General features: G+C 65.3%; 16 protein-coding genes. 7 read left to right on the forward strand and 9 right to left on the reverse strand.

The window, feature by feature from the left end; translation table 11 throughout:
* Nucleotides 1–88: 88 nt before the first annotated feature.
* Nucleotides 89–322 carry a hypothetical protein gene (locus BRSPCE3_RS12015; RefSeq protein ID WP_244066022.1) on the forward strand — a complete coding sequence of 78 codons (234 nt, stop codon included), beginning with the start codon at nucleotides 89–91 and terminating at the stop codon, nucleotides 320–322.
* Between the two features lie 301 nt (nucleotides 323–623).
* Here BRSPCE3_RS12015 and BRSPCE3_RS12020 read toward each other — a convergent pair whose 3' ends face one another.
* A complete protein-coding gene (locus BRSPCE3_RS12020) occupies nucleotides 624–914 on the reverse strand; it encodes a GIY-YIG nuclease family protein (protein ID WP_244066023.1) in 291 nt (96 codons plus the stop codon).
* A gap of 196 nt (nucleotides 915–1,110) precedes the next feature.
* Here BRSPCE3_RS12020 and BRSPCE3_RS12025 point away from each other — a divergent pair, with 196 nt between their 5' ends.
* A complete protein-coding gene (locus tag BRSPCE3_RS12025) occupies nucleotides 1,111–1,542 on the forward strand; it encodes a hypothetical protein (protein ID WP_244066024.1) in 432 nt (143 codons plus the stop codon).
* A gap of 29 nt (nucleotides 1,543–1,571) precedes the next feature.
* Here the strand turns inward: BRSPCE3_RS12025 and BRSPCE3_RS12030 are convergent, their stop codons facing one another.
* Nucleotides 1,572–2,372, reverse strand: a complete 801-nt coding sequence (locus BRSPCE3_RS12030; protein ID WP_244066025.1) for a DUF2865 domain-containing protein — start codon at nucleotides 2,370–2,372, stop codon at nucleotides 1,572–1,574.
* Between the two features lie 240 nt (nucleotides 2,373–2,612).
* Nucleotides 2,613–3,176, reverse strand: a complete 564-nt coding sequence (pyrE, locus tag BRSPCE3_RS12035) for an orotate phosphoribosyltransferase (RefSeq protein WP_244066026.1) — start codon at nucleotides 3,174–3,176, stop codon at nucleotides 2,613–2,615.
* A 226-nt stretch (nucleotides 3,177–3,402) separates the two neighbouring features.
* Between pyrE and BRSPCE3_RS12040 the strand changes: the two genes are divergently transcribed.
* The gene (locus tag BRSPCE3_RS12040; RefSeq protein WP_244066027.1) at nucleotides 3,403–4,029 is read left to right on the forward strand and encodes a glutathione S-transferase family protein; all 627 of its coding nucleotides are present in this window, start codon (nucleotides 3,403–3,405) and stop codon (nucleotides 4,027–4,029) included.
* Nucleotides 4,030–4,189: 160 nt separating this feature from the next.
* Here the strand turns inward: BRSPCE3_RS12040 and BRSPCE3_RS12045 are convergent, their stop codons facing one another.
* From BRSPCE3_RS12045 to BRSPCE3_RS12070, 6 genes are all read right to left on the reverse strand, one after another.
* Nucleotides 4,190–4,825 carry a LysE family translocator gene (locus BRSPCE3_RS12045; RefSeq protein ID WP_244066028.1) on the reverse strand — a complete coding sequence of 212 codons (636 nt, stop codon included), beginning with the start codon at nucleotides 4,823–4,825 and terminating at the stop codon, nucleotides 4,190–4,192.
* Between the two features lie 238 nt (nucleotides 4,826–5,063).
* Entirely contained in the window at nucleotides 5,064–8,102 is a 3,039-nt protein-coding gene (polA, locus tag BRSPCE3_RS12050) for a DNA polymerase I (protein WP_244066029.1), read from the reverse strand.
* 116 nt (nucleotides 8,103–8,218) lie between these two features.
* Nucleotides 8,219–8,956, reverse strand: coding sequence for a response regulator (locus BRSPCE3_RS12055; RefSeq protein WP_244066030.1), 738 nt, complete (start codon nucleotides 8,954–8,956; stop codon nucleotides 8,219–8,221).
* The gene (locus BRSPCE3_RS12060) at nucleotides 8,953–10,707 is read right to left on the reverse strand and encodes a DUF3369 domain-containing protein (protein ID WP_244066031.1); all 1,755 of its coding nucleotides are present in this window, start codon (nucleotides 10,705–10,707) and stop codon (nucleotides 8,953–8,955) included. Before BRSPCE3_RS12060 ends, BRSPCE3_RS12055 begins: the two co-directional genes overlap by 4 nt.
* Nucleotides 10,677–12,743 carry a HAMP domain-containing sensor histidine kinase gene (locus BRSPCE3_RS12065; protein WP_244066526.1) on the reverse strand — a complete coding sequence of 689 codons (2,067 nt, stop codon included), beginning with the start codon at nucleotides 12,741–12,743 and terminating at the stop codon, nucleotides 10,677–10,679. The genes BRSPCE3_RS12060 and BRSPCE3_RS12065 overlap by 31 nt, the downstream gene beginning before the upstream one ends.
* Before the next feature lie 34 nt (nucleotides 12,744–12,777).
* Nucleotides 12,778–13,773 carry a TRAP transporter substrate-binding protein gene (locus tag BRSPCE3_RS12070; protein ID WP_244066032.1) on the reverse strand — a complete coding sequence of 332 codons (996 nt, stop codon included), beginning with the start codon at nucleotides 13,771–13,773 and terminating at the stop codon, nucleotides 12,778–12,780.
* 190 nt (nucleotides 13,774–13,963) lie between these two features.
* On the opposite strand from BRSPCE3_RS12070, the gene ugpB reads away from it, so the two are divergent.
* From ugpB to BRSPCE3_RS12090, 4 genes are all read left to right on the forward strand, one after another.
* Complete coding sequence (gene ugpB, locus BRSPCE3_RS12075; RefSeq protein WP_375709908.1) at nucleotides 13,964–15,283, forward strand: sn-glycerol-3-phosphate ABC transporter substrate-binding protein UgpB; 1,320 nt, start codon at nucleotides 13,964–13,966, stop codon at nucleotides 15,281–15,283.
* Nucleotides 15,284–15,395: 112 nt separating this feature from the next.
* Nucleotides 15,396–16,352 (forward strand): phosphotransferase, encoded by a 957-nt coding sequence (locus tag BRSPCE3_RS12080; RefSeq protein WP_244066034.1) that lies wholly within the window; start codon nucleotides 15,396–15,398, stop codon nucleotides 16,350–16,352.
* A gap of 241 nt (nucleotides 16,353–16,593) precedes the next feature.
* Nucleotides 16,594–18,216 carry an ABC transporter substrate-binding protein gene (locus BRSPCE3_RS12085; protein ID WP_244066035.1) on the forward strand — a complete coding sequence of 541 codons (1,623 nt, stop codon included), beginning with the start codon at nucleotides 16,594–16,596 and terminating at the stop codon, nucleotides 18,214–18,216.
* 302 nt (nucleotides 18,217–18,518) lie between these two features.
* Nucleotides 18,519–19,532, forward strand: coding sequence for an ABC transporter permease (locus tag BRSPCE3_RS12090; protein ID WP_244066036.1), 1,014 nt, complete (start codon nucleotides 18,519–18,521; stop codon nucleotides 19,530–19,532).
* Nucleotides 19,533–19,536: the final 4 nt, after the last annotated feature.

Below are 19,536 nucleotides of genomic sequence, written 5' to 3' on the forward strand. Positions count from 1 at the left end.
CCGGGAACCCTTCGGGCTCATCGCCACCGATGCTACAATGGGCCGTGGGAAGCCGGGATGTTGCGACAATCGAGCGGAGGGATGCGTGATGAGACTGCTGATCGAGATCGCGGCCGCCGCACTCCTCGTGGTGTGCATCACGGCGACCAGCGCAGCCTATGCGGCGGGCAAAACGGGCCGCAGCGCCGATGGCCTCAGCTGCAGCTTCAGCGTGGCGCAGAACGCATCGCCCGCCGCGCGCTGCGCCGCCATCAAGCGGCAATGCGGCGGCAAGTTCTACGCGAATGCCTGCGGCGACAAATTGCTGTCGGCAGCCAATTGAACGCCGCGCAACACGCTCTCATGCGCGCGTCGGGAACACCGTGGTGATACGGATTCCCAAGGTTTAACAAGTCCTTTACAACCACACCTGTCGCTCGTGGGGCGGGCACATATTTTAGCTCCGACGCATTTCATTCCGAAGCAATTTTCAACGGGCCGCTGACTTAAGTCAGCGGCCCGAATTGCGTCCGGGGGCGAGCATTCGCGTGACGGCGATGCTGCCTCCTTCGTCGTCCTGGCGAAAGCCAGCACCGCAAACTCGTCGCCCCGCCGGCGAAGGCCGGGGCCCATAACCACAGCTGTCAGAGAAGATGGGACAGGTCGCCCCATTCCGGATTGTCTGTCTCGATCAGGCGAATCTTCCAGTCACGGCGCCATTCCTTCAACGCTTTCTCCCGTGCGATCGCCTCCAGTGGTGAAGCGTAGACCTCGATGTAAACCAGCCGCGTGACGCCGTACTTCTTGACGAATTGCGAGCCGCGTCCAGCGCGATGAAGCGTAAGCCGATTGCGGAGATCGTTGCTGACGCCGATGTAGAGCGTCCCATGGCGGCGGCTCGCGAGAATGTAGACGTAATAGGCTGTGGCGTTCATTTCGCGGCACCGATCATGCGAGATATCGGATAGCGGTGGTTATGGGCCCCGGCCTTCGCCGGGGCGACGTTCAGGAATGAACCATAAACCAATCAGAACGAATTAAGAACACTTTAGCAAGTCTTTGATATATCATTGTGATTCGGCGCCTGCGCCGACACAATATCTATGGTCTCACAGTCTCCGCGAGGACTACATGTCCACCATCGCCTTTGATCAATTCGCCCTGACCCGGATTGCCGATTTCGCGCGGTCGCTGTCGCGGCTGCACCAGGCCTCGCGGCGCCAGCCGATCGACGACGACCAGCTCGACCGCGAGTTCAACGCGGTCTGCATGTCGATCTGGGGCTACACCACGGATGATTTCAGCGACGAGCTGTTCTCACTGGAGGATCACGCCTGGCTCGATTCGCTTGATGAGGCGCATGCGCGGATCTTCGCCGGCGAGCAGGGCTACGACCTGGTCGACGATCAGGGCATGCTGACGGACTGGTGGGGCTATTGCTGGATGATCCTGGCCGAGAAGCGCGGCCTCCTCAATCCGGAGAACCGCGCCGCCGCGCGGGCCGCGATCGAGGAGAAATACATGGCCGCGCCGAACGTGATCGGCGTGATCGTGGCGCGCTGATTGTCGTCGTGACGACGGGCTTACGCCCGTCAGTTCGCCTCGGCCCGCTTGGCGGGCTTTGCGGCATGGCCCTTCGGCACAACGGATGACGGCGCAGCTGGCGCGACATCGCTTCTGGTTTCCGGCAGCGGCGCGTCGCCGGCGAGCTCGGCGCTGACCGGCGCGACTTTCATTTCTCCGAGCCGTGCACGGACCGCCGTGGTCAATCCGGGATAGGAGGCGACCGGCGTGAAGTCGAACGACTGCTCGTTGCCGACGCGGACGCCGGTGTAGGCGACGAGGCCGTCGGTGGTCGCGATCACGTCGCCGGCCTTCAGCGAGGCATCGAGCGCAAGGTCGACCGGTGCGAGCCCGGCCGGATCGCGGCCATTGCAGGTGCAGTCGGCGCGCAGCGCCTTGCGATAGGCGAAGGCGTTTTCGCTGTCGGCGTAGCGCTCACCGGTGGCCGAGGCGGAGCTGTCGATATGGCTGCCGTAATAGACCTTGGTCGCGCTTGCCGGACAGAACGCCTGGCAGAGCTGCGCCGGCGTCGCGTTGCCGCGCATCGTCAGCGGGAAATACTTGCCGTCGCAGCTGCGCACGCAATAGGCCGGTCCGGAACCGGCGACGCGCGGCGCCGAGATCGGCGCGGATTGCTGCCGTTCCGGCTGCTGCTGGTTGAGGCCGAACGGATCGGCGAAGAAATTGGCTTGCGGCGGCGCCTGCCGGCCCTGCTGCTTCTGGGAACCGCCGAAGAAGAGGTCGAACAGCCCTTCGGCTGAGACGGGAGCGGGCACCACCAGGACGGAACCCGCAAACGACGCGGCGGCAAGCATCACGCGGCGCCGCATGCGCCGATCACTCAACTCTGTACGCAACGCCAACTCCACCCGACGCGCCACGCCGCGGCGACAAGCTGCCCCGGCGGATTCACCTTACGGCGGGATGGTAAACGAGCGATTGATTTGGGGTGACGGCGTCACACGAAGAAAGCGGGGCCGGGGCGCCCTCTTCTCCCTCGCCCCGCTCTCTTGTCCGCCAAAGCCCGCCTTCGGGCGAAGGTGGATGCGGGGAGAGGTGAAGAGACACCGTCAATCCTTCAGGAACTCGCCGGCCTTGTACAGCGCGCGGAATTGCAGCCCGGCTTCGGCGAATGTCTCGGTCGCGCCTTCCTCGCGGTCGACCATGGTGAAGACCAGCGCGACCTCGCCGCCGGCTTCGCGCACCGCTTCCGCCGCCTTCAGCGCCGAGCCGCCTGTCGTGGTGACGTCCTCGACGATCACGATGCGCTTGCCGACCAGCGTCTCGCCCTTGGCGAGCCCTTCGACCGACAGCCGCGCGCCATGCTCCTTCGGCTTCTTGCGCACGAAGAAGGCCGCGATCGGATGGCCCTTCAGCCAGGACAGCTGCGCGATGGCGCCGGCGAGCGGCACCGCGCCCATCTCGAGCCCGCCGACGAAATCGAGCCGGTCGTCCTTCAGCGCCTCATAGGTCAGCTCGGCGAGCAGCGCCGCGCCTTCGGGATCGAGCATCGTCGGCTTCAGGTTGAAATAGAAGTCGCTCTTGCGGCCCGACGCCAACGTGATCTCGCCGCGGCCGAACGAGCGCTTGCGGATGATCTCGGCGAGGCGGGCGCGGGAGGCTGATTTGGACAAAGGCTTTTTCCCTTGAGGGTTCTTTGGGGGCTTTGAGGCGGCCGGCAATCTATCGGCGGTCTTTCGCACATTCCAGCGGGTAAATCCCGCCGTCAACAGTGCCCGCGCCGCCATTTCAGCGCAGCAGCGTGCGGAAAGCACGGGTTGTGCGGCCGTGCCAATCCCCGTAAGCAAGCCCCAAACGCTCGGCCAAACACTTGGCCAAACACTTGCACGGGAAGCGGAAATGACCATCGAGCTGCACACCTGGAACACCCCCAATGGCCGCAAGATCTCGGTGGCGCTGGAGGAGATGGGGCTGCCCTACAAGGTGATCTCGGTGAATATCGGCAAGGGCGAGCAGATGGCGCCCGCCTTCCTTGCGATCAGCCCAAACAACAAGATCCCGGCGATCGTCGATCCGGACGGTCCGGGCGGCAAGCCGGTCAGCATCTTCGAGTCCGGCGCGATCCTGCTCTATCTCGGCGAGAAGACCGGCAAGTTCCTGCCGAAGCCGCTGGCGGAGCGGATCCCGGTCTATGAGTGGCTGATGTGGCAGATGGGCGGTTTCGGCCCGATGCCGGGCCAGGTCCACCATTTCATCGCGCTGGAGAACGAGCAGGACCGCGCCTATGGCCTGAAGCGCTACATGGCCGAGACGCGGCGGCTCTACGGCGTGCTGGATCGCAGGCTCGATGGCCGCGACTTCGTCGCCGGCGATCTCTCGGTGGCCGACTTCGCCATCCTCGGCTGGGCCTGGCGCCATCCGCGCCACAAGGTGGAGCTATCAGACTTCCCCAACGTCAAGCGCTGGTACGAGACGCTGATGGCCCGCCCCGCGACGAAGCGGGGGATGGACGCGAAGCTGGATTGAGACGCGTCTTCTTCCCTTGTCCCGTTGTGGGAGAAGGTGGCGCGCAGCGCCGGATGAGGGGCTGTCTCCGCGAGCAAGCTCGTGGAGAGAGACCCTCACCCGGCTACATCTCGCTTCGCTCGATTTCGCCACCCTCTCCCACAAGGGGAGAGGGTACTGATCAGGCCTTCCTCGCCTCGAGCGCCATCTTCATCGCAAGCCCCGCGAGCACGGTGCCCATCAGCCAGCGCTGCACCAACAGCCAGGTCGGGCGGGTGCCGAGGAACACCGCGATCGAGCCGGCCGCGAGCGCGATCATCGCGTTGACGCTGACGCTGATCACGATCTGGATCGAGCCGAGCGCGAGCGACTGCGACAGCACGCTGCCGCCGGTGGGATCGATGAACTGCGGCAGCAGCGCGAGATAAAGCATCGCGATCTTCGGGTTCAGCAGGTTGGTGACGAGACCCATCGCGAACAATTTGCGCGGGCCGTCGACCTTCAGCGCCTTGACCTGGAACGGCGAGCGGCCGCCGGGCTTGAGCGCCTGCCACGCCAGCCAGAGCAGATAGCCGGCGCCGGCGAAGCGCAGCGCGTCATAGGCGTAGGGAATCGCAAACAGCAGCGCGGTGATGCCGAACGCCGCGCACAGCATGTAGAACACGAAGCCGAGCGCGACGCCGCCGAGCGAGACGATGCCGGCCGCCGGCCCCTGCGTGATCGAGCGCGAGATCAGGTACATCATGTTCGGTCCCGGCGTCAGCACCATGCCGAGGCAGACGAGCGCAAAGCCGAGCAGGGCGGATGTGTGGGGCATGACAGGTCTCGCGAGGGGATGCATGCACTTCTAGCGTGCCGTGCGCGGCGCGGCCATGCTGGAATTGCTCTCGGAGCAATGTCGATCTCGCGGCGGTGTGCTCCCTCGCCCGGTCTCTCGTCGTCATTCCGGGACGTGCGAAGCACGAACCCGGAATCCATCGGGCCGCATAATTTATGGATGAGTGGATTCCGGGTTCTCGCCTGCGGCGAGCCCCGGAATGACGAGAGAGATGAGGCTAATGCGCCTCGTCCCAATTGTTGGCGGCGCGGGCGTCGACCTGCAGCGGCAGCGACAGGATCACGGCCGGGAACGGCGCATCCTGCATCACCTTCTGCACCACCGGCAGCGTCGCCGCGACCTCGTCGTCGGGCACCTCGAAGATCAGTTCGTCATGCACCTGCAGCAGCATCTGCGCCGAGAGCTTCTTCTCCGTGAGCGCGTCCTCGACCCGGATCATGGCGCGGCGGATGATGTCGGCGGCGGTACCCTGCAGGCGTGCGTTGATCGCGGCGCGTTCGTTGAAGGCGCGCACCGAGGCGTTGGAGGCCTTGATATCCGGGTAGTACATCTTACGGCCGAACAGCGTCGTCACATAGCCGTTGCGGCGGCAGGAGTCCTTGGTCTCGTCCATATAGGCGCGGATGCCGGGGAAGCGCTCGAAGTACTTCTTGATGTAGGCCGAGGCCTCCTCGCGCGCGATGCCGAGCTGGTTGGCGAGGCCGAACGCCGAGATGCCGTAGATGATGCCGAAATTGATCGCCTTGGCGCGGCGGCGCACCTCGCTCGGCATGTCCTTGATCGGCACGCCGAACATCTCCGAGGCGGTCATGGCGTGAATGTCGAGCCCGTCGCGGAACGCCTGGCGCAGCACCGGCACGTCGGCGATCTCCGCCAGCAGCCGCAGCTCGATCTGCGAGTAATCGGCCGACACCAGCTTGTGGCCGGGCGTGGCGATGAAGGCGCGGCGGATCTTGCGGCCGTCCTCGGTACGCACCGGGATGTTCTGCAGATTCGGCTCGTTCGACGACAGCCGCCCCGTGGTGGTCGCGGCCAGCGCGTAGGTGGTGTGGACGCGATGGGTCTGCGGGTTGACGTAGGTCGGCAGCGCGTCGGTGTAGGTCGATTTCAGTTTCGAGACCTGGCGCCATTCCAGGATCTTCTTCGGGAAGTCGTGGCCCTGCTCGGCGAGATCGTCAAGCACCTGCGCGGTCGTCGACCACGCGCCGGTCTTGGTCTTGGTGCCGCCGGGCAATCCCATCTTGCCGAAGATGATGTCGCCGATCTGCTTCGGGCTGCCGACATTGACCGGCTCGCCGGCGATCTCCTGGATCTCGGCCTCGACCCGCGCCGCGGTCTGGGCGAAATCGCCCGACAGCCGCGACAGCACCTGGCGGTCGATCGAGATGCCGCGCCGCTCCATCCGCGCCAGCACCGACACCAGCGGCCGCTCCAGCGTCTCGTACACCGTCGTCATCCGCTCGGCGACGAGGCGCGGCTTCAGCACCCGCCACAGCCGCAGGATCACATCGGCGCTTTCGGCCGCGTATTCAGTCGCCTTGTCGATCGTGACCTGATCGTAGGTCAGCTTGCCCTTGCCGCTGCCGACGAGGCCGCCGTAATTGACGACGGCGTGGCCGAACCAGCGCTCGGCGAGCGACTCGATCGCGTGCGAGCCGCGGCCGGCATCGAGCGCATAGGACATCAGCTGGGCATCGTCGATGTTGCGCAGCGTAACGCCGTGCTGCGCCAAGGTCACCGAGGTGAATTTGACGTTGAAGCCGACCTTCTGGAGTCCTGTGGACTCCAGCAGCGGCTTCAGCGCCTTCAATGCATCGGCGGTCTTGAGCTGGCCGGGCGCGAGGCCGGCATCGAACAGGCCGGCGCCACCGCCGGGCTCGCGGTGGCCGAGCGGGATGTAGCAGGCGTCGTTGGGCGCCACGGCGAGCGCCAGTCCGGACAGCTCGGCCTGCATCGGGTCGATCGATTCCGACATCGCCTCGATCGCGAGGTAGCCGGTGTCGTGCGCGCGCGCGATGACGGCATTGAGCTGGTCGAGGCTGCCGATCGCCTGGTAGGCCTTGCGATCGAAGGGCGTCTTGCGGATCGCCTCGCCGCGGGCTTCGGCGAGCGTGGCCGGCGTGCCCTTGCGGTTGGAGTTCTTGTCGTCGCGCGCGCCGGTCGGCTTGGCTTTCGCCAGCGGTGCTGCGGCCGATGCCGGAGCGTCGCCGGGCACAGGCGTCACGTCCGACGGCGGCAGCGGCGAGAACACGCTGGCGCCGCTCTTGTTGCCGGGATCGGCGTCGACGTTGGCCGGGTCGATTTGCGCATAGTCGGCGACGCGGCGGGTGAGGGTGGTGAACTCCATCGCCTTGAGGAAGGCGATCAGCCGGCGCGAGTCCGGATCGTGCACCGCGAGGTCGTCGAGCGGCACCTCGAGCTCGACCTTGTCGTCGAGCAGCACGAGCTGGCGCGAGATCCGCGCCTTCTCTGCGTTCTCCAGCAGCGCCTCGCGCCGCTTCGGCTGCTTGATCTCGCCGGCGCGGAACAGCAGCTGATCGAGATCGCCATATTCGATGATCAGCTGGGCCGCGGTCTTGACGCCGATGCCGGGCACGCCGGGCACGTTGTCGGTGGAATCGCCGGCGAGCGCCTGCACCTCGACCACCTTCTCCGGCGGCACGCCGAATTTCTCGATCACCTCGTCGCGGCCGATGCGGCGATCCTTCATGGTGTCGTACATCACGACGTTGTCGTTGACGAGCTGCATCAGGTCCTTGTCTGATGACACGATCGTCGTGGTGGCGCCGCGCTCGGTGGCGAGCCGCGCATAGGTTGCGATCAGGTCGTCGGCCTCGAAGCCGACCTGCTCGAGGCAGGGCAGCTCGAAGGCGCGCACTGCCTCGCGGATCAGCGCGAATTGCGGGATCAGATCGTCGGGCGCCGGCGGCCGGTGCGCCTTGTAATCGGGATACAGCTTGTTGCGGAACGTGATCTCCGATTTGTCGAACACGATCGCCAGATGGGTCGGCCGGTTGTCCTCCGGCATGTCGCGCAGCAGCTTCCACAGCATGTTGCAGAAGCCGAGCACGGCGTTGACCTGCAGCCCGTCGGACTTGCGGTTCAGCGGCGGCAGCGCGTGGTAGGCGCGGAAGATGTAACCCGACCCGTCGACCAAAAAGATATGGTCGCCCTTGGCCGCGGGCTTGGCGGCAACGGGCTTGGGGGCGGTCTTCGGAGCTGGCTTGGCGGGGTCTTTGGAGGCTGTTTTCGGCATGGCCGAAACTTAGGGATTTTTGCGCGGATTGACAGCCTCAGCTGTGTGGATTCCGGGTGTGCCGCACAGCCAAATCGATAAATTCGAGGATGACGGGAATAGTGCCAGCGCGACGATCAGGCCTTGTCCCCGGTCGGCGAGAACAGATAGCCGCCGCCGCGGATGGTCCGGATCACCGAGGGCTTGGTCGGGTCGAATTCGATCTTGCGGCGGATCCGCATGATGCGGAGGTCGACGGCGCGGTCGAAGGCTTCGGCGTCGCGCGCATTGGCGAGTTCCAAGAGCCGCTCGCGCGACAGCACGCGCTTCGGGTTGGCCGCGAACACTTTCAGCAGGCCGAATTCCGAGGCGGTCAGCGGATGCTCGTTGCCCTCGTCGTCGCGCAGCGCCTGGGCCTCGAGATCGAGCCATTTGGTGCCGAACCGCACCAGCTGCTCCTTTTCGGCCTTGCCGCTTGCCGGTTCCGGCGCGGCCGTCTTGGCGGGCCCGCTCCGCCGCAGCACCGAGCGGATGCGGGCCATCAGCTCGCGCAGTTCGCAGGGTTTGGCCACGTAATCGTCAGCGCCGAGCTCGAGGCCGACCACCCGGTCGATCGGACTGGCGGTAGCTGTCAGCATGATGACGGGGACGTTGATCTTGCTCTTGAGGTCGCGGATGATCGACAGACCATCCTCCTCGGGCATGTTGAGGTCGAGCACCACGAGATCGGGCGTGCTGCTCTCGATCTCCTTGCGCAGGCTCTTGCCGCCATCGCACAGCGTCACGCCGAAGCCGTGCATCTTGAGGTAATCGCCGACCATCTCGCGGGCCGGCGCCTCGTCGTCGACAATGAAGATATGCGGGTTCTGGCTCATGATGTCTCTGTCGCCGGCAGTGTAACCGTAAAGGTCGACCCCTGTCCGGGGCCCGGGCTCTGTGCGGTCACATGGCCGCCATGCATGTCGATGATGCGCTTGACGATGGAAAGGCCGAGCCCGGTCGAGCTCTCGCCCGCGGTCGGCTTGGCCGACAGCCGCTGGAACCGGCCGAACAGCCGGCTGAGATCCTCGGGGCTGAGGCCAGGACCCTGGTCGACGATCCGGATCACGGTGTCGTCGCCCTCATGGCTGACCGCGACCGTGATCTTGCCGCCGATCGGCGAATATTTGATGGCGTTGCTGACCAAATTGTCGATCGCCTCGCGGATCCGGTCGGAGTCGCACATCGTGACGAAATGCTGCGGCCCCGAGACCGAGATGCTCTGCTGCTTGTTGACCGCCGAGGGCAAATTGGCCTCGGTGACCTCGTTGACGAGGGCTGCGACGTCGACCGGCTCGCGGCGGATGGTGATGTCGAAGGCATCGGCCATCGCGTCCGAGATCAGATGGTCGACCATCGAGGTCAGCCGCTTGGTCGCATCCCTGATGTGCTCGACCTGCGCGGTGACGTTCTCCTTCGGCGAGCCGGCGCCGATCAGTTCGGTCAGCATCTCGGTGCGGCCGAGGATCACGCCGAGCGGATTCTTCAGGTCGTGGGCGACGGTGCCGAGGATCTCGTTCTTGAAGCCGTTGGCGCGCTGCAGCCGCAGCCATTGCGCCGACAGCCGCCGGTTGGCCTGCATCAGCGCGCGGGTGCGCTGGGTGACGCGGTCCTCGAGCTGGGTGTTGGCTTCGTGCAGCTGCTGGTAGAGGATCACGTTGTCGAACGCGATCGACAGCCGGCTCGAGAAGATCTCGACCAGCGCGCGATCGGTGTCGGAGAGCTGGCGCTCGGCCTGCAGCAGCACCACGACCTCGCGGCCAGAGCCGGTGCGCGAATAGAGCACGCTGCGGTGGTCGGCGAACTCGTTCTTGCGGCGCTGGAAGGCTTCCTCGACCATGTGCCGCAAATCGGCATCGAGCGCCTTCGACGAGGTGGTGCCGATGAAGCGGCTGTAGCAGCCCGAGCAGGCCAGCACCGAGAAATCGCAGGCGGCGGCGTTGCCGTTGCCGTCGTCGCGCAGCACCAGGATCCCCGCGCAATCGACGTTGAGCAGCGAGGCGAGCTGGGTCAGCACGCCCTCGGCCAGCCGCTGCATCGACTTGAAGTCGTACAGCGTCGAGGCGGCGTCGATGATGATCTCGAGCCCGCGCCGGGTCTGCACCATGCGCTCGAGCTGCTGGTAGCTGCGCAGTGCCGCGGTCAGCGAGGTGAACAGCTTGTCGGCGGTGAGCTCGGTCTTCGCCTTGTAGTCGTTGATGTCGTACTGCACGATGACCCGCCGCTCGGGCGCCTGGCCGGGCTGGCCGGTGCGCAGGATGATGCGGACGGTCTCGTTCCTGATCTCGTTGCGGATGTACTCGACGAGCTCGAGGCCGGCGACGTCGGTCTCCATGATGACGTCGAGCAGCACGGCTGCGATGTCGGGATTGTCCCGCATCAGCGTGCGGCCTTCGGCCGCGGAGTAGGCCGAGAGGATCTCCAGCGTCGCACCGTTCAGATTGTAGTCGCTGAGCGCGAAACGGGTGCCTTCATGGACGGCGTGGTCGTCGTCGATGACGGCGATCTTCCATTTGCGGGCCGACGAGTCCTCCGGGGGGCTCTCGGTATCGTCGATCAGTTGGAGGACATCGTCCTGTTCGGCCATTGACTGGTTCCGTCGGCTGCTGCGTCAGTGATCGTGGGCTCGCCCTTGGCAGCCCCCTTGGCGATCCTGGGCATGATAATGCGAAAAGTTGTGCCTTGTCCTACCCTTGACTCCAGCATCATGCGTCCGCCGAGCTGCTGGGTGACCAGGTTATAGACGATATGCAGGCCGAGGCCCGTACCACCTTCGTTGCGCCGCGTCGTGAAGAACGGGTCGAATGCCTGCCGCTGCACGTCCGGCGTCATGCCAGCCCCGTCGTCCGCGAAGATGATTTCGACATCATCAGCGCCGCGCCCGCGCGCCGAGATCGTGATGTTGCCGGTGCGGCCATCGGCAAAGGCATGATTGACGGCGTTGAGGAAAAGATTGGTTAAGATCTGGCCATATGCACCGGGATAGCCGTCGATCAGCAGCCCCTCGGGCACGTCGACGGACAGCGCGATCGCGGCCTTCTTCAGCACCGGCCGCAGGCTCGCCACGATCTGGTCGGTCGATTCGCTCAAGGCGAACTGGCGGCGCTCGGCATGCGAGCGGTCGACCGCGACCTGCTTGAACGACTGGATCAGCTCGCCGGCGCGCTGCAGGTTGGAGACCAGTTGCTGCGATGCGTCACGCGAGGCGCGCACGAATTCGTCGAGCTTGGAGCGCCGCAGCGGCTCGGTCCTCAGGTCGTTCTCGAAGATCTCGCTGCGGCGGGCAAAGCTCGAGGCCACCGTCAGGCTGATGCCGATCGGGTTGTTGACCTCGTGGGCGACGCCGGCAACCAGGCCGCCGAGCGCGGCGAGACGCTCGGCGTCGATCAGGTTCTGCTGCGCGGCGTTGAGCTCGAGCAGCGCGCTCTCGGCCTTCTCCTTGGCGGTGCGCAGCTCGTCCTCGGTCTTGCGCTTGGCGATGGCATTCTCGCGGAACACCTCGACCGCGCGTGCCATCGCGCCGACCTCGTCCTTGGCCGAGGTGCCCTGCACCGGCCGGTCGAGATCGCCCGAGGTGATGGTGCGCATCGCCGCCATGATCTGCGCCAGCGGCAGCCGGATCGACAGCGCGATCATGACGCCGGCCGACATGATGACGCCGAGGAAGATCACGGCGATCGACAGCACCCGGCGCGAGATCGACGTCAGCGTCTTGTCGAAGGTCTCCTGCGCCTTCTGCTCGCGCTGGCGCATCTTCACCGAGAGATCGTCGATCGCGCCGATCGCATCGGCCTGGCTGGCGTCGATCGAGTTGCGCAGCAGATCGGTGCGGTTGGTGAGCTGTTCGCTGAGCTTGCCGAGCCCCTCGCGCAGCTCTGCGGTCTTGACCTTGAGCCGCGCCAGCGCCATGCGCTGCAGATCGTTCTCGGCCATATCGGTCATGACCGGGATCGTCTTCTCGATCGTATCGATGTTGCGGCGGGCTTCCTCGGCCGATGACGAGGCCAGCGAGAGATAATAGGCGTTGGCGGCGACCAGGAGCGAGGTGAAGGCTTCGCGCGATTTGCCGAGCGCGGGCCAGATCAGCGCGTCGCGATGCCCGGTGGCGCCCTCGATGATCGAATACAGCCCGGCCATGTCCTTGGTCGGCGACAGCACCTGCTCGTCATAGGTCTTGGAGATCTTGGTCTGCACCGTGCGCAATTCGCCGAAGCCGTCGAGGAAACGGCTGGTGACGCGCTCCAGCTCCTCGACCGAGCCCGACAGCACCGGGTCGGTCGAGGCCCGGTTGGTCAGCGTGCCGAGCACCGCCTCGCGCAGCAGCAGGATCTCCGCGAACAGGTCCGGGCTCGGCTGGTTGATGTAGCGATGGATCAGGTTCTGCAGCCGGCTGGTCTCGCTTTCGAGCTTGGCCAGGATCTTGTCGGATTCCCGCACCTGGCGGACATCCTCCCAGGCCGAGCCGAGCACCTTCGCCCCGTTCCAGATCAGTACCGCGAGCACGATCACGACCGCGGAGTTGAGCAGCGCGATCGACAGGATGCGCCAGCGGATCGGGACCGCACGCAGCAACTGGACGATGCGGAAGCGGCCCTGCGGCCCAAAGGCCGCCGGCCGTCGTATCGTCCTGTCCTGCTCTGGTGCGGCCAAGATCCGGTTACTCCATGTTGCGGATGCGTTCGATCAGCGCCGCAATCGCCGGATCGCGCTCCGCCTTGGCATAGATGCCGGCCATCGCCGCTTCGAGCGGCTTGCGGTCGATGTCGGTCACGATCTTGACGCCGGCCTGCTCCGCCTGCTTCCGCGAGTGCTCCTCGAGCTCGCGCCATCGCTCGCGCATGTAGGCGCTGGAGCGTTGCGCGGCCTCGCGGAAGATCGTCTGCTCCTCCGGCGAGAGCGCCGCCCAGGCCTTTTGCGACATCACCAGCACGTCGGGACTGACGGTGTGCCGGGTCAGCGTGTAGTAGCCGGCATATTTGTAGTGGCCGGTGGTGACGAAGGACGGCCAGTTGTTCTCCGCGCCGTCGATCAGCCGGTTGGCGAGGCCGGTCAGCACCTGGCCGTAGGGCATCTCGACCGGCTGGGCGCCGAGCGCGCGGATCATGTCCGACATCTGCTGGGATTGCTGCACGCGCAGCCGCAACCCCTTGAGATCGTCGAGCGAGCGCACCGGGCGGACGCTGTTGTAGATCGAGCGGGCGCCGGAATCGTAGAACGCCAGCCCGACAAAGCCGTGGGCCTCGAAGCTGTTCAGGATCTCGTTGCCGATCGGGCCGTCCAGCACGTGCTGCAGGTGCTCAAGCGATCGAAACAGGAACGGCATGGCCAGCACATTCACCGACGGCACCATGGTTCCGATCAGCGCGACATTGGTCCGGTTCAGATCGATCGCGCCGGCCCGGGTCTGTTCCAGCGTTTCCTTTTCCTCGCCGAGCTGGCGGGAATGGAAGACCACGATGCGGTGCCGGCCGCCGGTGCGTTCGGCGATCAGCTGGTCCATGTAATTCAGCGCCTGGACGGTCGGATAGTCCTCATTCTGGGTATCGGCGGTGCGGAATTCGCGCGCAAAGGCGCTCGCCGGGACCGCTGTCCATAACAGCGCGACGGCAAGCATCGTTATCCGCGAAAGGCCGGCGCGGCGGTACACAGGCAACAATTCCCCTTGTGATTTATGTCCTGGGCGGGAAGAAAAGGTTCAACGCTTTTTTAGCAGAACGGCGCTGGTTCGCCATTGGCCAAAACGTTAAATCCGGGTTGCAACCTTCGGTGTCGATTGAATCTGCGGTTGTGGCGCCGTATGACGGCACATTGGCATCCGGGAACGGCACGTCGTGAAGTTCACTTTGAAGCTCACCTTCAAGCTCTTGCAGCTCGTGGTCGTGGCCGTTCTGCTCGTCTCGCCGGCGCGCGCCGCGACCGAGATCATGTGGTGGCATGCGATGTCGGGCGAGCTCGGCAAGCAGCTCGAGAAGCTCGCCGCCGACTTCAACGCGTCGCAATCCGACTACCGGATCGTGCCGGCCTACAAGGGCAACTACACCGAGACCGTCACCGCGGCGATCTTCGCCTTCCGCTCGCGCAGCCAGCCGGCGATCGTTCAGGTCAACGAGATTGCCACCGCAACCATGATGGCGGCGCGCGGCGCGATCTATCCGGTGTTCGAGCTGATGCGCGACCAGTCGGCGGCGTTTGCACCGCAGGCCTATCTGCCCGCTGTGGCCGGCTACTATGCCGATGTCGACGGCAACATGCTGTCGTTCCCGTTCAATGCTTCGACGCCGATCCTGTACTACAACAAGGACATGTTCCGCTCCGCGGGGCTCGATCCGAGCCAGGCGCCGAAGACCTGGCCGGAGCTCGGCACGATGGCGAAGCGGCTGCGCGCGGCCGGTGCGATGTGCGGCGTCACCACGTCGTGGCCGTCCTGGATCAATGTCGAGAACTTCTCGGCGTTTCACAATCTGCCGATCGCAACCAAGGCCAACGGCTTCTCCGGGCTCGACGCCCAGCTGATCTTCAACAACCCGCTGGTGGTGCGCCACATCGCGCAGCTCGCGCAATGGCAAGCCGACAAGACCTTCGACTATAGCGGCCGCGGCCAGGCGGCCGAGCCGCGCTTCCAGAAGGGCGAGTGCGGCATCTTCATCGGCTCGTCGGGCACCCGCGCCGACATCAAGGCGAATTCGAAATTCGAGGTCGGCTACGCCATGATGCCGTACGATCCGGACGTGCAGGGCGCGCCGCAGAACTCCATCATCGGCGGCGCGACCTTGTGGGTGCTGCGCGACCGGCCGCGCGCCGAATATGCCGGGGTGGCGAAGTTCTTCGCCTATCTGTCGCGGCCGGAGGTGCAGGCCGCCTGGCACCAGAACACGGGCTATCTGCCGATCACCCGCGCCGCATTCGATCTCAGCCGCACGCAGGGTTTCTACGAGCGCAATCCCGGCGCCTCGATCTCGATCGAGGAGGTGACGCTGAAGCCGCCGACCGACAATTCCAAGGGCATCCGGCTCGGCTCGTTCGTCCTGATCCGCGACGTGATCGAGGAGGAGCTCGAGCAGGTGTTTTCAGGCAAGCGCTCGGCGCAGGCCGCGATGGACAACGCCGTCGACCGCGGCAACCGCCTGCTGCGCCAGTTCGAGCGCGCCAATCCGGATCGGTGATGTTGGTATGGCTGCGTAGCCCGGATGCAGCGAAGCGAAATCCGGGACCGGTGCTTCGGTTGGCGCAGAATCCCGGATTACGCTGCGCTCCATCCGGGCTACAAAGCTTGCAATGATCGCTCGGCTCCCGTCCATTACCACCTACGATACCTATCGCGCCTGGCGCGGTGACACCTCGCGCTGGCTGCCGGTGGCGCGCGAGATCGCCGACAGCCACGGGCTGCCGTGGGGCGCGCCGCCGCATGTGTTTGCGACCGGCACCAACCTCGTCGTCAGGCTCGATGACAGCCTGATCCTGAAACTGTTTCCGCCGTTCCTGCGTCCGCAATTCGTCTCCGAGCGCGGCGCGCTCGCCGAGCTGCGCGGACGACTCGGCATTCCGATCCCCGACCTCGTCGCGGAGGGCGAGCGCGACGGCTGGCCCTATCTCGTCATCACGCACCTCGCCGGCACCGTCGGCTCGGAGGTGTGGCCAGCGCTGCCGGAAGCCGAACGCGAGCGCGTGCTGGCCGAGATCGGCGCCGTGATCGCCGAGGTGCAGCGCGTGCCGCCCGGCTGCCTGCTGGCGCTCGAGCCGCGCTGGGAGGCCTTCATGCGCACCCAGATCGCGCAGTGCCGGGCGCGCCACGAGCGGCTCGGGCTGCCGGCGAAATTGCTCGCCGGGCTCGATGATCTGCTGCGCGACGCCACTGAGCTGATCCCGATGCACGCGCCGCCGGTGATCCTGACTGGCGAGTACATCCCGGAGAATTTCCTGCTCGGCCGCCGCGCCGACGGCTGGCATGTCGCCGGCCTGTTCGACTTCGGCGACGTCCGGACCGGGTGGGGCGAGTACGATCTGCTCGGGCCCAGCGCCTTCATGGCTGCCGGGCATCCGCGCCGGGTGCGCAGCCTGTTCGACGGTTTCGGCATCCCGCGCAGCGAGGTGAATTTCGCGCTGAAGCGGCGGCTGATGGCGCTCATGATGCTGCACTCGGCCAGCGACCCGCTGCGGCACATCTGCATCGCCGGCTGGCCGGACCGGGTCGACGACTTCGTCCAATTGCAGGAGCTGATCTGGCCGGACTAGCAGCTGAATCGATCGTCGGCCAGAAAGCGAGCAGGGCCCACTTTTTGCTCATTGATTGAGCATTGACCTGTCCTTTGTATGCAATGATTGGTGTCGCCGACAGCGCCAGATCAAGATACCTATGGCAGTTTCCTCCATCTCTCCAGCTGGTTAGCGCCTCATAAGGTTTCGTTAGGGGTTGGCACAAACCTTGCGATCCCGGTTCCAAAGCCATTTTCCAAAAAGGCATTTGGAGCATCACATGAAGCGTCGCGATTTCCTCAAATCGGTGTCCGGACTGGCGGCGGGGGCGCTGGCGCCGACCGCGCCGGCGATCTGGTCGCCGGCCAAGGCCGATGCGCGCTCCGAGACGCTGCTGATCGTCTCCGAAGGCGGTCCCAACAATCTCGACATCCACGGCATCGGCACCAACGTGCCCGGCTACGAGGTGTCGTGGAATTGCTACGACCGGCTGATCAGCCACGAGATGAAGAGCGGTCCGGGCGGCGTGCCCTATTACGACCGCGACAAGTTCAAGCCCGAGCTCGCCGAGGACTTCAACATCGGCGACATGTCGGTCACCTTCAAGCTGCGCAAGAACGCCAAATTCCATGACGGCACGCCGGTCACGGCAAAGGACGTCAAATGGTCGCTCGACCGTGCCGTCTCGGTCGGCGGCTTCCCGACCTTCCAGATGAGCGCAGGCTCGCTGACCAAGCCCGAGCAGTTCGTCGTCGTCGATGATCATACGGTGCGCGTCGACTTCCTCAGGAAGGACAAGCTGACGATGCCCGATCTCGCTGTGATCGTGCCCTGCGTCGTCAACTCCGAACTCGTGAAGAAGAACGCCAGCGAGAAGGATCCCTGGGGGCTCGAATTCACCAAGCAGCAGACCGCGGGCTCCGGTGCCTACAAGGTGACCAAATGGACCGCGGGCACCGAAGTGGTGATGGAGCGCAACGACGACTGGGTCTGTGGTCCGATGCCGAAGATCAGGCGCGTGATCTGGCGCATGGTGCCGCAGGCCGGCAACCGCCGTGCGCTGCTCGAACGCGGCGATGCCGACATCTCCTACGAGCTGCCGTTCAAGGACTTCCAGGAGATGAAGGCGAACGGCAAGCTCAACGTGGTGTCGCTGCCGTTCTCCAACGGCATCCAGTATATCGGCATGAACGTCACCAAGCCGCCGTTCGACAATCCGAAGGTGCGGCAGGCGATGGCCTACGCGATGCCGTACCAGAAGATCATGGATGCGGTGCTGTTCGGCCTCGCCAACCCGATGTTCGGCGCCGCCAAGGACAAGCCGACCGAGGTCGCCTGGCCGCAGCCGACGAAGTATTTCACCGACATGGAGAAGGCCAAGGCGCTGCTCGCGGAGGCCGGCTACGCCAACGGCTTCGAGACCACGATCTCGTTCGACCTGAACTTCGCCGGCGTCAACGAGCCGCTCTGCGTGCTGGTGCAGGAGAGCCTCGCGCAGCTCGGCATCAAGACCACGATCAACAAGGTGCCCGGCGCCAACTGGCGCACCGAGCTCACCAAGAAGGAAATGCCGCTGTTCACCAACGTGTTCTCGGGCTGGCTCGATTACCCCGAGTACTTCTTCTACTGGTGCTATCACGGCAACAATTCGATCTTCAACACGATGAGCTACAAGTCGCCCGAGATGGACAAGCTCATCGACGGCGCGCGCATCGCCGCCGCCAACGGCGACGCCGCGGCCTATGACGCCGACGTCAAGGGCTTCGTCGATCTTGCGTTTACCGACATCCCGCGCATCCCGCTCTACCAGCCCTTCGTCAACGTCGCGATGCAGAAGAACATCTCCGGCTACCAATACTGGTTCCATCGCCGCCTCGACTACCGCGCGCTGGTGAAGGGGTGAGGCGGCATGTCGATGGTCTACCGCGCATCGGCTTGTGCTTCTGGCTTAGGTGAGGTGAGCACACCTCTCAGGCTCCCTCCCCCCTTGCGGGGGAGGGTGGGGAGAGGGGTAAGCCGCATACGCGCATCGACGACGTTGGGCGAGATGGTGCCCAACCATTCGCTGTGTCACGCGCGGATCAGGGCGGCGCTCCATCTCGCAGCGGAGCAAGCGGCGCCCCTCGCCCCAACCCTCCCCCGCAAGGGGGGAGGGAGCCCGGCCACCGCCCGTGTGACTCTTCAGCTACAAGCGGCGAGGCCATCATGCTGACCCTGATCGGCAAGCGGCTGCTGTTCGCGATCCCCTCGTTGATCGGGGTCGTGATCGTGACGTTCCTGCTGACGCGTGCGCTGCCGGGTGATCCCGCCGCTTATTTTGCAGGACCTGCGGCGACCAAGGAAGCGGTCGACCAGATCAGGAAGAAGCTCGGCTTCGACAAGCCGCTGATCGAGCAGTTCGTCCGCTACAGCAACGATCTCGCCCACGGCGATCTCGGCACGTCGCTCACCACCGGCCAGCCGGTGGCGGCCGAGTTGCGCAACCGTCTGCCGGCATCAGCCGAGCTCACGCTGCTCGGCCTCGTCGTCTCGATCGTGATCGCGATTCCGCTCGGCGTGCTGGCGGCGACGCGGCCGGGCTCCTGGATCGACCATCTCTGCCGCGTCACCACCACGGCCGGCGTGTCGCTGCCGGTGTTCTTCACCGGGCTGGTGCTGGTGTATGTGTTCTACTTCCGGCTCGGCTGGGCGCCGGCGCCGCTCGGCCGGCTCGACGTGTTCTATAGCGCGCCGCCGACCATCACCGGCTTCTATCTGATCGACACCCTGATCGCGCACGACTTCGAGGCGTTTCGGTCTGCGCTCAGCCAATTGATCCTGCCGGCGGTGACGCTTGCGATCTTCTCGCTGGCGCCGATCGCCCGGATGACACGAGCCTCGATGCTCGCGGTGCTGGCGTCGGATTTCGTCCGCACCGCGCGCGCCAGCGGCCTGTCGCCCGGCAAGGTGATCGTCACCTACGCGTTTCGCAACGCGATGCTGCCGGTCATCACCACGCTCAGCATGGTGTTCTCCTTCCTGCTCGGGGCCAACGTGCTGGTGGAGAAGGTGTTCGCCTGGCCCGGCATCGGCTCCTACGCGGTCGAGGCGCTGATCGCCTCGGACTTCGCGCCGGTGCAGGGTTTCGTGCTGACCATGGCGATCATGTACGTGGCTCTCAATCTGTTGATCGACATCCTCTACGGCGTGATCGATCCCCGCGTCAGGCTGGAGGGCTAGAGCG

This window comes from Bradyrhizobium sp. Ce-3 (assembly GCF_022835695.1).
Lineage (GTDB): Bacteria > Pseudomonadota > Alphaproteobacteria > Rhizobiales > Xanthobacteraceae > Bradyrhizobium.

Coding starts and splice junctions, on each gene's coding strand:
- BRSPCE3_RS12030 (WP_244066025.1), bottom strand. CDS start 2,372: ATGCGGCGCCGCGTGATGCTTGCCGCCGCGTCGTTTGCGGGTTCCGTC.
- BRSPCE3_RS12060 (WP_244066031.1), bottom strand. CDS start 10,707: ATGGCCGAACAGGACGATGTCCTCCAACTGATCGACGATACCGAGAGC.
- BRSPCE3_RS12055 (WP_244066030.1), bottom strand. CDS start 8,956: ATGAGCCAGAACCCGCATATCTTCATTGTCGACGACGAGGCGCCGGCC.
- BRSPCE3_RS12015 (WP_244066022.1), top strand. CDS start 89: ATGAGACTGCTGATCGAGATCGCGGCCGCCGCACTCCTCGTGGTGTGC.
- BRSPCE3_RS12090 (WP_244066036.1), top strand. CDS start 18,519: ATGCTGACCCTGATCGGCAAGCGGCTGCTGTTCGCGATCCCCTCGTTG.
- BRSPCE3_RS12040 (WP_244066027.1), top strand. CDS start 3,403: ATGACCATCGAGCTGCACACCTGGAACACCCCCAATGGCCGCAAGATC.
- BRSPCE3_RS12045 (WP_244066028.1), bottom strand. CDS start 4,825: ATGCCCCACACATCCGCCCTGCTCGGCTTTGCGCTCGTCTGCCTCGGC.
- polA (WP_244066029.1), bottom strand. CDS start 8,102: ATGCCGAAAACAGCCTCCAAAGACCCCGCCAAGCCAGCTCCGAAGACC.
- BRSPCE3_RS12085 (WP_244066035.1), top strand. CDS start 16,594: ATGAAGCGTCGCGATTTCCTCAAATCGGTGTCCGGACTGGCGGCGGGG.
- BRSPCE3_RS12020 (WP_244066023.1), bottom strand. CDS start 914: ATGAACGCCACAGCCTATTACGTCTACATTCTCGCGAGCCGCCGCCAT.
- BRSPCE3_RS12080 (WP_244066034.1), top strand. CDS start 15,396: ATGATCGCTCGGCTCCCGTCCATTACCACCTACGATACCTATCGCGCC.
- BRSPCE3_RS12025 (WP_244066024.1), top strand. CDS start 1,111: ATGTCCACCATCGCCTTTGATCAATTCGCCCTGACCCGGATTGCCGAT.